The organism is Levilactobacillus lanxiensis (genome assembly GCF_016861655.1).
In the GTDB taxonomy this organism is placed as follows: Bacteria; Bacillota; Bacilli; order Lactobacillales; family Lactobacillaceae; genus Levilactobacillus; species Levilactobacillus lanxiensis.
This window is the reverse complement of the sequence record NZ_BOLN01000001.1, coordinates 107,097-119,070: the sequence shown is the minus strand read 5'-3', so window position 1 is coordinate 119,070 and position 11,974 is coordinate 107,097. Positions and strand designations below refer to the sequence as shown.

General features: G+C 49.6%; 10 protein-coding genes. 7 read left to right on the top strand and 3 right to left on the bottom strand.

Going from position 1 to position 11,974, the window contains the following annotated elements:
* Nucleotides 1–59 precede the first annotated feature (59 nt).
* Entirely contained in the window at nt 60–1,475 is a 1,416-nt protein-coding gene (locus tag JUF22_RS00495) for an NAD-dependent succinate-semialdehyde dehydrogenase (protein WP_203642355.1), read from the top strand.
* 436 nt (nt 1,476–1,911) lie between these two features.
* Complete coding sequence (locus tag JUF22_RS00490; RefSeq protein ID WP_203642353.1) at nt 1,912–2,661, top strand: glucose 1-dehydrogenase; 750 nt, start codon at nt 1,912–1,914, stop codon at nt 2,659–2,661.
* A gap of 432 nt (nt 2,662–3,093) precedes the next feature.
* On the opposite strand, the gene JUF22_RS00485 is transcribed toward JUF22_RS00490, so the two are convergent.
* The 3 genes from JUF22_RS00485 to JUF22_RS13805 form a co-directional block, all read right to left on the bottom strand.
* Nucleotides 3,094–3,621 (bottom strand): GNAT family N-acetyltransferase, encoded by a 528-nt coding sequence (locus JUF22_RS00485; RefSeq protein ID WP_203642351.1) that lies wholly within the window; start codon nt 3,619–3,621, stop codon nt 3,094–3,096.
* A gap of 117 nt (nt 3,622–3,738) precedes the next feature.
* Entirely contained in the window at nt 3,739–5,115 is a 1,377-nt protein-coding gene (locus tag JUF22_RS00480; RefSeq protein WP_203642349.1) for an Nramp family divalent metal transporter, read from the bottom strand.
* Between the two features lie 22 nt (nt 5,116–5,137).
* Entirely contained in the window at nt 5,138–5,266 is a 129-nt protein-coding gene (locus JUF22_RS13805) for a hypothetical protein (RefSeq protein ID WP_263972785.1), read from the bottom strand.
* A 459-nt stretch (nt 5,267–5,725) separates the two neighbouring features.
* On the opposite strand from JUF22_RS13805, the gene JUF22_RS00475 reads away from it, so the two are divergent.
* From JUF22_RS00475 to JUF22_RS00455, 5 genes are all read left to right on the top strand, one after another.
* Nucleotides 5,726–6,580, top strand: a complete 855-nt coding sequence (locus JUF22_RS00475) for a DegV family protein (protein WP_203642347.1) — start codon at nt 5,726–5,728, stop codon at nt 6,578–6,580.
* 1,390 nt (nt 6,581–7,970) lie between these two features.
* Nucleotides 7,971–8,624 carry a VTT domain-containing protein gene (locus tag JUF22_RS00470; protein WP_203642345.1) on the top strand — a complete coding sequence of 218 codons (654 nt, stop codon included), beginning with the start codon at nt 7,971–7,973 and terminating at the stop codon, nt 8,622–8,624.
* A gap of 1,088 nt (nt 8,625–9,712) precedes the next feature.
* Nucleotides 9,713–11,119: an FAD-dependent oxidoreductase gene (locus JUF22_RS00465; RefSeq protein WP_203642343.1), complete on the top strand. Its 1,407-nt coding sequence runs from the start codon at nt 9,713–9,715 to the stop codon at nt 11,117–11,119.
* Between the two features lie 135 nt (nt 11,120–11,254).
* A complete protein-coding gene (trxA, locus tag JUF22_RS00460; protein ID WP_203642341.1) occupies nt 11,255–11,581 on the top strand; it encodes a thioredoxin in 327 nt (108 codons plus the stop codon).
* On the top strand, nt 11,581–11,844 hold the full coding sequence (locus tag JUF22_RS00455) for a metal-sensitive transcriptional regulator (protein ID WP_203642339.1): 264 nt from the start codon (nt 11,581–11,583) through the stop codon (nt 11,842–11,844). Before trxA ends, JUF22_RS00455 begins: the two co-directional genes overlap by 1 nt.
* Nucleotides 11,845–11,974: the final 130 nt, after the last annotated feature.

Genomic DNA, 11,974 nt, shown 5'->3' with positions numbered 1-11,974 from the left:
TAACTCTCGTAAGGGGTTACATTGTGAATTCAGGATGACCCCATAAGGAGGAAATTAGAATGGCCTACCAAACTACCAATCCCTATACCAATGAAGTTGTTAAAACTTATGAAAACGCAACACCAGAATATGTTGAAGAAAGTTTAGCCAAAGCACAAAAGTTGTACAAAGAGTGGCGGAATGACCCCGTGTTCACGCGGACCCCAGTTTTGCACAAGCTGGCCCAAATCTTCCGGGACGAAACGGATAGTCTTGCCAAAGTTTTGACGACTGAAATGGGGAAGCTCTACACCGAAGCCAAGGGTGAAGTGATTCTCTGTGCTATGATTGCCGATTACTATGCCGACCACGCCGGCGAGTTCCTGGCACCACGGAAGATCGAGTCGATTGCGGGTGAAGCCCAACTGGAAAACCATCCCCTCGGTGTCTTATTAGCCGTTGAACCCTGGAACTTCCCTTACTACCAAATGATGCGGATCTTTGCGCCAAACTTTGCGGCCGGTGATCCAATCGTTTACAAGCACGCGGCGATTACGCCTGCTTCAGCGTTAGCCTTTGAAGACGCTGTTCGCCGCGCTGGTGCACCAGAAGGCGCCTTAACCAACCTGTTCCTGTCCTACGACCAAGTCTCTGACGTGGTTGCGGACAAGCGAATCCAAGGGGTGGCCTTAACTGGGTCCGAACGGGGCGGCACTGCCGTTGCCGAAGTGGCCGGCAAGTATCTCAAGAAGAACACGATGGAATTAGGTGGGGTCGATGCCTTTATCGTCGCTCACGACGCCAACATGGCTGACGTGAAGGCCATCGCACCACGGGCACGGTTATACAACGCCGGGCAGGTCTGCACCTCATCCAAGCGGTTCATCGTGACGGCGAACCACTATGATGAATTTCTGGAATCTTTGAAGGCCGCGTTCTCATCCGTTAAAATGGGCGATCCCATGGACCCTGAGACGACGCTGGCCCCAATGAACTCCAAGAAGGCCAAGGAAAAACTCCAAGCCCAAGTGGCAGAAGCCATTGCGGGTGGGGCTACACCTTACTACGTGCACGAACCTATCGACGATGAAGGCCAATTCTTCATGCCAACGATTTTAACCGACATCGATAAGAGCAATCCGGCTTACGGCAAGGAAATGTTTGGTCCCGTTGCCCAGGTCTACAAGGTTGCCGATGACGACGCAGCCGTTGCCTTGGCTAACGATGCGGACTACGGTTTAGGCGGTATCGTCTTTGCTGGGAGCCAAGAGGCCGGTGCCAAATTGGCTTCTCGTATCGAAACGGGCATGGTCTTCGTCAACACCTTCTTCAGCTCCTTACCAGAGCTTGAATTCGGTGGGGTTAAGGGTTCCGGCTTCGGTCGTGAGTTAGGTCAAAACGGGATTTCTAGCTTCATTAACCAAGAGTTAGTGGTTAAGCGTGATCGTCCAAACGACGATGAAACTGGTGGTTTGATTCTGCCACACAAATTTTAAAAATTAAGTGAGCTTAAGGTGCGTACCAGCTGGTACGCGCCTTTTTGCGTACGCCCGTTTTACCCAGTAAGGGTGGTTATCGACAACTGGTTTGTAAGAATAACTAATTATCGATTTACTGTTTCAAATAGCATGCTATATAAATGGTGAATATTCCGCTTGTGACGCATATTAAACCGTCTAACGGGTAACTACGCCGGAAATTGGCTAAGACGGCTTAGATGGCCGGATATGTCCATATGGTAGTAGAAAGTGAAAAGGTTCAGTTCGGATTAAACTGATTTTTCTTTCTATATTGATTAAGCGATTGGCAGATGTCGGTCTCTTATTGTAGATAGTCAGCTGATCCCCCACACGATTTGAGTGAATTATTTTTTACGGGCAACATTATGTGATATTATGAACGAGAACTAAAAATCAAAAGGGGTGCGTATTTATGTCAGATCGTTTAAAAGGAAAAGTTGCTATTATCACTGGTGGGGTCGCCGGAATCGGCCTGGGCGTTGCGGAATGCTACGTTCGTGAAGGGGCGAAAGTTGTCCTGACTGCCAACCATAACGTGGACGGCGGGCATGCGGCCGTTGCCAAATTTGGTGATGCGGTGAGCTTGTTTGTCCAACAAGATGTTTCTAAAGAAGCCGACTGGCAAAAGGTGATTGATGCCACGGTTGAAAAATTTGGCCGCGTGGATATCTTAGTCAACAATGCCGGTATCGGTGGCGTTAACGGCGCTATCGAAGACTTATCCTTAGAAGATTGGCAAAAGGTGATCGACGTCAACTTGACCGCTAACTTCTTGGGTGAAAAGGCTGCCATCAACGCCATGAAGGAAACGGCTGATGCCAAGGGGTCCATCATTAACGTGTCCTCCGTTGCCGGCTTGGTCGGTTTGCCATTTGCCCCAGCCTATTCCGCAAGTAAGGGTGGCTCACGCCTGTTGACTCATGCCACGGCTTTGAACTTGGCACAACGGAAGATCGACATTCGCGTTAACTCTGTTCACCCTGGCTGGATCGACACGGCCATCGTCCCAGAAGCTGCTAAGCAACAAATTATTGCTGGGATTCCTGTGGGCCACATGGGTAAGCCCGAAGACATTGGTGAAGTTTGTGTTTACCTGGGTAGCGACGAATCTAAGTTCGCTAACGGGGCCGAATTCACCGTCGACGGTGGTCAACGCGCTTAATTTGGTTTAAGGCAGTTGCCGTTCCCGACGGCGGATTCAAGGTGCCCTGCTGTGGGGCCGGTTCCAGCCTGAGGAGCGGGCTTCCACCTCGACTTTTAGCCAAAGGTCGGTCTCAAAGGTCGTCCCATGAGCTAAGCTGAGTGAAAAACCTCAGCTAAGGTCATCGACACAGCTGGTCACCTTGATCCGCCTCTGGTCACTGATACTGGCCATGGTGGGGACCATTTTCACCAGCTCCTCGGCTGACACAGGCTTAACCCGATTTAGCGATTTTCACTTAAATAAACTGTAAACGGGCGTCCTTTCTAACATTCGATGGTTAGTGGGGACGCCCTTAGTTTAGTATCGGTTAACGTGATTATGGCCGAAGCAACTTCAAGCCACAAGAAAGGCGTTACCCATTCTGCTAATTCACAGAGTAGGTAACGTCTTTTAACTTGGCTGAAATTCAGATTTGAGTTTGGAGTAAACAACTGCATCGCTGTACCCATCACGGGTGGGAATGTGTTGACGCAGAATTCCGTCTTGGTGGTAGTGGTTACGCTCGGCGACGTGACGGCTGGGCTGGTTGTCTGTTGCCGCTAGGAGCTCCAGTTTGTGGCATTTTAGGCGGGTGAAGCCAATGTTTTCGGCCATGGCGAGGCTGCGCGAAACGATGCCCTGACCACGAAAGTCGCGGCCAAGCCAGTAGCCGATATCGGCGTGGTCATCCTTGAATTCGTGGAGGTCGATCATACCAGCGGGGTGCTGGTCGACCCAGATAACCGCGAGCCACAGCTGTTTGTCGGCGATTCGTCCCTGACAGTAGCGTAGGAAAATGCGCTCATCCGCTGTCGAAGTGGTTGTGGCGGCCCAGGGTAACCAGCGGGAAAGATTGTCGCGGTCCTGGTCAATCAAAGCATATAACGCTGCGGCGTCCGCAATTTTGGGGTCCTTTAACTGAATATTTGGCGTACACATTTAACCACCTCGTTAACTTTTTTCTTTAGGTATACGCGTGTCTTCGGCGAATGTCAAAGCCTAAAAAAATCCCCGTTCGTTGACAACGACTGCCAGCGAACGGGGATATCAGCGAGGTTACTTCACCAGGCCGACGGTATTAAGAATCAGGTAAATGTTTAAGATAATGAGGATGACCGCGATGATCCAACCGAGGATTCGGCTCCAGGTCCGGTTGGCGAATTCACCCATCAGCTTCTTGCTACTAGTGAACATGACTAGTGGAATCATGGCAAATGGTAACGCGATACTCAGGAAGACTTGCGACAGCGTCAGGAGATTTTCAATCTTCGCTTCGTTACCATGGTAGATAATGGCGAAGATGATTACTGGCGTTACGGAAAGTAACCGGGTGATCAACCGTTGTGCCCAAAGTGGCATCTTTAAGTTGATGAACCCCTCCATGATGATCTGCCCGGCCAGCGTCCCGGTAATGGTTGAGCTTTGCCCGGAAGATAACAGGGCTAAAGCGAACAGCATACTCAGGATTGGACTGGCGATGGCCCCAACAATTTGACTGTCGGACAAGGCGTTGAACAAGTCAACGAATCGACCGAGGTCACTGTTGGTACCAAAGAAGAGGGCGGCACCCAAAATCAGCAACAAACTGTTGACCACGAAGGCCAGCGTCAATTGGATGTTGGAATCAATCGTGGTGAACTTGATGGCTTGGGCCACACTCTTACGGTCCTTACGATCAAAGCTCCGGGTTTGTGAAATTGAGGAACCCAGGTACAAATCATGGGGCATCACCGTCGCACCGACAATCCCTAAGGACAGGTACAACATCCCATGGTTGGTGATGATGCTGCTAGAAGGCAGGTAACCCTCTAACACTTGGCTCATATGGGGTTGGGCGAGGATAACTTCGTACAGGAAGACGAAGAGAATCACGGCAACCAAGGTCGCCACAATGGCTTCAATCTTCCGGAACCCTAACTTCATCAGGACCAACAGGACCAGAACGTCCATGGCGGTGATGATGATCCCGACAATCAGCGGGAAGCCGAATAACAGCTTCAACGCAATCGCGGACCCAATAATTTCGGCGATATCAGTCGCCATAATAGCTAATTCAGTGACAATCCACAGGAAGAATCCAGTTCGCTTACCGGTATGTTCCCGGGTCAGCTGGGCCAAATCCTTTCCCGTGACAATCCCCAGTCGGGCCGACATGGCTTGTAACAGCATGGCGACTAAACTGGAAAGTAAAACCACGGCAAGTAACGTGTACTTGTACTGGGCACCACCGGCGATCGACGTGATCCAGTTCCCGGGGTCCATATACCCCACGGCAATTAAGGCCCCAGGGCCGGTGTAGGCCATCAGGGTTCGCCAGAAGCCCGCATTTTGCGGGACTTCAACGGTCCCATTAACTTCATCCAGGCTCTTTTGGTTGCCCCCGGTTGACTGAATCATATGGTGCTTCTTCTCGTCGGTTTCATGATTATTCATAAAATCCCTCTTTTCTATTGGCTTAGAAATTCAGGTAGTCGATTGACTTCTGCCTTTCCTGGTGAACGCGAGTCAGCGTCAGCGTGGCGTAAATGGTGCGAATAATGGCAAAATTAACGAAGCTAACTCTTGTGACGCGCTTCAATTCCATTCGTAAGTATAGGCCATTTAGCCGTAATGTCAACCGTGTTGGGATTAATTTTTGGTGGGCCAAAAAAGTTTTTATATGTTTGTAACTATAGTTTTTATATTAACTACGGGTGGGGGACTCCGGGCAAAAAGGAACGTGGTGACGGTTTCATGGTTGGCCCGCCTTGCCGTGTGAAAAAACCGATAAGTCGGTGGCCTGGTGGCTGTTCAGTGATAACTAGAGGAAGCGACTAATTACAGGATTAGAATGGGCTAAAATTTTAAGCCGAAAAATATTTTTTGATTGCATGGTTGGGTCCCATCATTAATGAGAACACTGGTGACTCAAAGGGCAACTGAAACGGTTCGTTACGTTAGATTTAAAACAAAGTATAGATAACCTAGTTTCCAAAACCAGATGATTGCGTTATAATCTTAGTTATTATCGAAGAGCGAAACTAGGAGAAACGAGGTAACCGTCATGCAACCAGAAAAAATTGCCATTTTAGTCGATTCCTGTTCGGATGTGCCGGCTGAAGTGTTAGCCGCCGCTGACATGGCATTGATGCCAATGAACGTGGTCTTCCGTGACCGGGTCTACGAAGACCGGTTAACCATTACCCCAACTGAATTTTATCGACGCCAGGCGACCGAGAAAGCGACCACGGCGAGTCCGACTGGTAAACGAATCTTGGACGCACTGGAGCGCATTCAGGCGTCCGGCTACACGCACGTGATTGCCGTCTGCATTTCTGCTGCCCTCTCCGGGACTTTTCAGGAGACCCAGCTGTTAGCGGAAGATTCGCCGTTGACGGTTCACGTGATCAACACCCGCAGTGTCGGCATCGGCAGTGGTTTTTCGGCCATCTACGCGGCTCAGTTACGGGACCAGGGATTAGCGTTTGCCGACATCATTAAGGAAGTTGAACGCGTAACGGCGCAGACGAAGGTCTTCTTTTATGTGCCCAGTCTGAAATACCTGCAAGCCGGGGGCCGTATTGGTAAGGTGGCCGGCATGGCCGGAACCCTCTTAAACGTGAAACCAATTATTTCCTGTGATCCAGAGGGCATCTACTACCCGATTGCCAAGGTACGGGGCGCCAAACGGACGATTGGCAAACTATTAGACTTGGTCGATGGTGCCATTGGTGATGCCACCAAGGTCAACGTGGCTGTATGTGATGGGGCCGACCCGGACCTGCGACAACAGGTCTTGGACCAGTTGAAGGCGGCTCATCCGAACGTCACCGATTGGTATGCCGGGGATGTCTCACCGGCGTTGGGCGTGCATACGGGACCGGGCCTCATCGGCGTCGGCGTCCAGGTCTTGGACTAACGTGGGTACTCCCATTCGCCTCCGGGTCGGTGAAAACTGAGCCGGGACGCTGTGGGCGCACGCCCGGAGCCAAAAGACGGTCTCCTGGCTTACTTTGAGCCGAAGACCACGTCTCAAAGATAGCAGTTGTCTAAGCGGTAAACCGCTAAGGCAACTCCCACGGCTGAGCTCATTTTCACCGACCCTGCGGCTGACACTGGTTAAACCCGCGTGTAGTCCAGGTGGGTTTTAACTAATGGTGATCGATATGGTCAAACAGTGGAGAGAACCTCAGCTAAGACCATCGACACAGCTGGGCGCCTTGATCCGCCTCTGGTCACTGATACTGTCCACGCTGGCTCATTTTCACCGACCCTGCGGCTGACACAGGTTAAGCCCGCGTGTAGTCCAAGTGGATTTTAACTGTGGTGGGTGATACCGAGCTAGGCTTCGCGCTAATTGAGCTGGTCTTGTATCGTGTCATTGCTGGATTTAATCGGCGTAAAGGTTAGCCGTAATATTTGAACTAGACACGCTATCAAACAATTTTTAAGAACCAAGAAGTATTCGGAAATTACCAACAAATTCGGCTAGAAACTTAGTCATCCTTACAATCTAAACGCGCAAAATTTTCCCACTAAAAAAGCCACGATTCGCGTCGTGGCTTGAGGGGGGATACGAGCAGGGTTAGATACTTTGGGGGAGTGCTAAGTGCTGCTCGTAAAAGAGTATTAAGAATTTGGTACGACTCCGTTAGCAACAGTCTTTGTTACTAACTTGATTGTAGTGTAACCCCTAATCAAATTAGGTGCAATTGATTGGTTTCATAAATTTACTAATAATGGCGTTGGCTGTCAATCGTTGGTAAACTTAATGGCTGTTTCCAGCTGATAAGACTAGTGCTCATAAATAAATCAATGCGGCAACATCCCGGTATGACAGCGATGCGGCCGCGTTTTTAGGCTGCCCGGCGATTAACATTTAAGGCAGTACTGACAACTGACAGTTTAGACGTATAATAGGAAACAAGCGTTGGATTGATCGATTGTTGACGACACATTTGCTTGGTTGGGCCAGGTCACTTGGTAAACCGGTGCTGGTCACCGATTAGCAAACACCGACGTAGACCAATTATGGATTCAGTTATCAGTAGATTAAGGAAAAATGGGAAAATAAAGACTTATCACCCGTTAATCATTTATAATGGTTTTATTAATGAAAACAATAGCTAATAAGGACTTTAATGGGTTCGATGGTGAAGCGTCCCGTCACCTAATTAGAAAACCGCAACAACTTTATGGGAGATTGGCCATCTAGGCCAAAGCGTGGCGACAATTCAAAGTAAATTCACTTATCGTTTAAATAAGGTGAATGACGGCAGCTTGTCGGCCACGACGGAGGGAGACGTAGGATGAGTTTAGTAGCGTTGATTTGGGAGATCATTTGGCACCCGTTGACCGTGTTGGTGCCCCTGACGAACCAATTAGGGACGGGCATCTATCCGGTCTTATTCTTTTTAATCTTTTTGGAATCAGGCATGTTGATTTTTTCCTTCATCCCGGGACAATCCTTATTGTTCATGGTGGGGTCGATTGCGGCTAATCCGCATTCGCAGTTAAATATTTGGCTGCTGGTCCTCATGTTCACGATGGCAGCGACGGCCGGCTCGGCGGTCAAGTACGTGACAACCTTGAAGTGGGGCGAGCATCAGGAAAAACTGATTAAGCGCCTGCCAGAAGACAAAGTCAAACAGGCCACGGCAGTCTTCACCCGTAACGAGGATCAAACGCTGCTGATTGGCCGGTTCATCCCCTTCGTTGGGTTATTTGTACCGATCATTGCGGGTACCACGGACATGAAATGGCGCCAGTTCCGTCTCTATAACTTGGCGGGCAGTTTCATCTGGGTCTTCAGCTGTTCGGCGGTCGGCTACTTCTTCGGCAACACACCGTTCATCCGCCAGAACTTCACGTGGCTATTCATCGGTCTCCTGGCGATTCCGTTCTTAGTACGCCAAGGCTGGCAGTATTACCGCGAAGTACGGACGGCGAAGACCAGCCGCTAGGTTTAATAGTAAAACAAATATTAATAGGATGTAAAAGAGGCCCCTTACGTAAAAAATACGTGAGGGGTCTTGTTGTTTAGGTAGTAGGAATAGTTGAGAATGCCCAAATGAAACGGGCTAAGCTAGTCTAAGCCGTAGGGTTGATGAAAATGGGCGGGCTAGGTAGATGTTAGTGACCAGAGGCGGATCAAGGTGACCAGCTGTGTCGATGGTCTTAGCTGAGGTTTTTCACTCAGCTTAGAGCATGGGACGATCTTTGAGACCGCTCTTTGGCTCAAAGTCGAGGTGGAAGCCTGTTCTTCAGGCTGGAACCGACCCCACAGCAGGGCACCTTGAATCCGCCGCCGGGAACGGCCAACTACCACGTCACGGCTCAATTTTCACCGGCCCGGAGGCGCAAGACAAAGCACAGCCCAGAGAAATTTGGGCATAGAAAGGGCCCTGAGCAACATGCGGATTACTCAGGGCCTCTATTTAGGAATCTGTTAATAAATCACTTGTTTTGGGGGGAGTGCATCTATAGACAGTGATTCCTATCATCTATCACAGTGCTTAAGGTCAGAACGTATCACGAACCAACTACGGGTATAATACCGAGTCTCGTCATTATTCGCAAGCGAATTGTAACTGTTCGAAAAAAATGGTTAGAAAGTCTATGGGCTAAGCGACTTAACGATAACTGACGGGAAATGCCGAGACAAAACCAGGCCAGGCCCCATAAGGATTGCGTTGCTAACGGTTGCGGACAATGGATTGCCAATCGTCAAAATAAATGAAAATCGCTTGCGGAGTAGACGGGTTACGGTATCGACGGTAGGTCTAAAAATCCACAAATGAGGCAAACCGCGGACTACCGGCATTTGTAAGCCTGTTCGTTATTTTGACGCTATTCTTTTTACGCTTTTTACTTATTGAATAATAAATTAACCGCGAATTTTTTTCGTGCAAAACGCACATGCTTTCACCATTTTAATGAAAGTGTGAGGAAAATGCCTGATTTACCGGGTTTTCCGAGACGAAGTCATTTATCTTTCGCTAACTTTCAAGTAGACTAGCTTTAGAATCGTTTTTCATGTAGGAGGGTAAACATGAAAGTCATCATTGTTGGTAGTACACACGCTGGAACTAATGCAGCGCTACAAATTTTGCGTGATCATCCGGACACAGATGTGACCATTTACGAACGGCATACGAACGTCTCTTTCCTTTCATGTGGGATCTCATTATTCCTTGATGGGCAAGTCAAGCATCTTGAGGACATGTTCTATTCTTCACCTGAACAACTTGCGGAAGCCGGGGCAAAGGTTTTGACCCGACACAACGTGATTAAGATCGACGCAGCAACGAAGTCGGTCGAAGTTGTTGATATGGAGTCTGGGGATGTGACCACAGACACTTACGACAAGCTAATCATGGCAACGGGGTCAACCGTAACGGTACCACCTATTTTTGGTATCGATGAAGATAAGGTCATGCTTTGCAAGAATTATGAACAAGCAGTTGCGATTAACGAAGCTGCTAAGGGTGTTAAACGGATTGCAATCGTTGGTGCCGGTTATATCGGAACCGAATTAGCTGAAAGTTATGCGCGGACTGGCCACGAAGTTCAGCTGTTACAATCACGAGACATCATCTTGAACCACTACGTCGACAAGGGTTTGTCTGACCATATCGTCAGCATCCTTGAAGACAAAGGGGTTAACGTGTTATTGAATCGGCGGGTGACCTCATTTACAGGGAACGATGACGGCGAATTAGTTATCGAAACCACGAACGGGGACTTCACCGCTGACTTAGCCGTTGTCTGCACGGGCTTTGTGCCCAATACAGAATTGTTGCGGGGCCAAGTCGACATGGATCGGCACGGCGCCATCATCATCAACGACTACGTGCAATCATCTGATCCTGACATCTTTGCTTGTGGGGACGCCAGTGTGGTTAACTTTAACCCAACTGGTAAGCCAGCTTACACGTCACTGGCAACGAACGCGGTCCGGCAAGGGATGTTAGCCGGGATCAACATCTTCGGCAACATTCAAAAGTACACGGGTACGCAAGCCACTTCCGCGATGCAAATCTTTGGCCGGACGTTGGCTTCAACCGGATTGACCATTGACCACGCGTTGAACGCGGGATTTGATGCTGATATGGTGACGTTCGAAGGCACTTGGCGGCCAACGTACATGCCATCAACGGATGACCTGACCATCAACTTGGTCTACAACCGGCAAAACCGGCGGATCTTAGGGGCACAATTCTTCAGCAAACATGAAGTGGCCCAATCCGCTAACGCCATTTCGATTGCGATTCAAAACCGTAACACGATTGACGATTTGGCCTTTGTAGACATGCTGTTCAATCCCAACTTTGACGACCCATTCAACTACTTGAACTTGGTCGCCCAACAGGCTGTGGAAAAGGAAACCAAGCGTGGGAACAACCATCCCCGTTTGACGGCCGGCATGGACGAGGATCCAGAACTGACGAAAGATTAACGAATTGGTAAATGAGACGTGGTGCCTACGGGTGTCACGCCTTTTTGTCTGCGCTAAAAACAAAAAGCTGGCGTCATCATACCCCTTGGGGTATACTGATGACACTGATTAAGAAACCGAGGAGGATGAATGAACATGCAAGCAATTACAAGCAAGGATTTTGAACACATTGGTGATGACACCGCGGTCACGGTCGTGGACTTTTGGGCTGACTGGTGTGGGCCATGTAAAATGCAGACGCCCGTTCTGGAAAGCTTAGACGAAGCGTACGGTGATCAAGTGAAGTTTGCGTCCCTCGATGTCGACCAGAACCAAGAATTGGCGCAGTCTCTGGGCATCATGAGTATTCCATCTTTGGTCATCTTCAAGAACGGCATGCCAACGGAAAAGGTTGTGGGCTTTCATCCCAAGGCCGCACTCAAGAAGTACATCGACGAAAAATTAACTGAGGTGAGCGCTTAATGGTCCAAACAACGTCCAGTCAATTAAAGAATCGGCTTCGGCGGGCGGATGGCCAGTTGCAAGGCATCCTGAAGATGGTTGACGACGGTCGGGAATGTCAGGATATTCTGACCCAACTTGCCGCCGTTCGTTCCGGCGTGGAACGCATGATCGGGGTCGTCGTCGCTGAAAACGTCAAGCAGTGCATCGCGGATGACCAGCTCAGCGAAGACCAGCAGCGCGACTTACAAACGGCGCTCGACCTGGTTGTTAAAACACACTAAATAAATCGTTGTCAGCGCCTCCGGACTGGTGAAAATGGGCCGTGACGCTGTGGGCGCCGTTCCCGGCGGCAGCTTCAAGGTGCCCTGCTGTGGGGCACGCTTCCAGCCTGAGGGGCGGTCTTCCAGCTCG

What these genes read in the sequence shown, in the direction of transcription:
- JUF22_RS00495 (WP_203642355.1), top strand. Translation starts at nt 60, where the DNA reads ATGGCCTACCAAACTACCAATCCCTATACCAATGAAGTTGTTAAAACT.
- JUF22_RS00475 (WP_203642347.1), top strand. Translation starts at nt 5,726, where the DNA reads ATGCAACCAGAAAAAATTGCCATTTTAGTCGATTCCTGTTCGGATGTG.
- JUF22_RS00470 (WP_203642345.1), top strand. Translation starts at nt 7,971, where the DNA reads ATGAGTTTAGTAGCGTTGATTTGGGAGATCATTTGGCACCCGTTGACC.
- JUF22_RS00480 (WP_203642349.1), bottom strand. Translation starts at nt 5,115, where the DNA reads ATGAATAATCATGAAACCGACGAGAAGAAGCACCATATGATTCAGTCA.
- JUF22_RS00455 (WP_203642339.1), top strand. Translation starts at nt 11,581, where the DNA reads ATGGTCCAAACAACGTCCAGTCAATTAAAGAATCGGCTTCGGCGGGCG.
- JUF22_RS00465 (WP_203642343.1), top strand. Translation starts at nt 9,713, where the DNA reads ATGAAAGTCATCATTGTTGGTAGTACACACGCTGGAACTAATGCAGCG.
- trxA (WP_203642341.1), top strand. Translation starts at nt 11,255, where the DNA reads ATGCAAGCAATTACAAGCAAGGATTTTGAACACATTGGTGATGACACC.
- JUF22_RS00490 (WP_203642353.1), top strand. Translation starts at nt 1,912, where the DNA reads ATGTCAGATCGTTTAAAAGGAAAAGTTGCTATTATCACTGGTGGGGTC.
- JUF22_RS13805 (WP_263972785.1), bottom strand. Translation starts at nt 5,266, where the DNA reads ATGGAATTGAAGCGCGTCACAAGAGTTAGCTTCGTTAATTTTGCCATT.
- JUF22_RS00485 (WP_203642351.1), bottom strand. Translation starts at nt 3,621, where the DNA reads ATGTGTACGCCAAATATTCAGTTAAAGGACCCCAAAATTGCGGACGCC.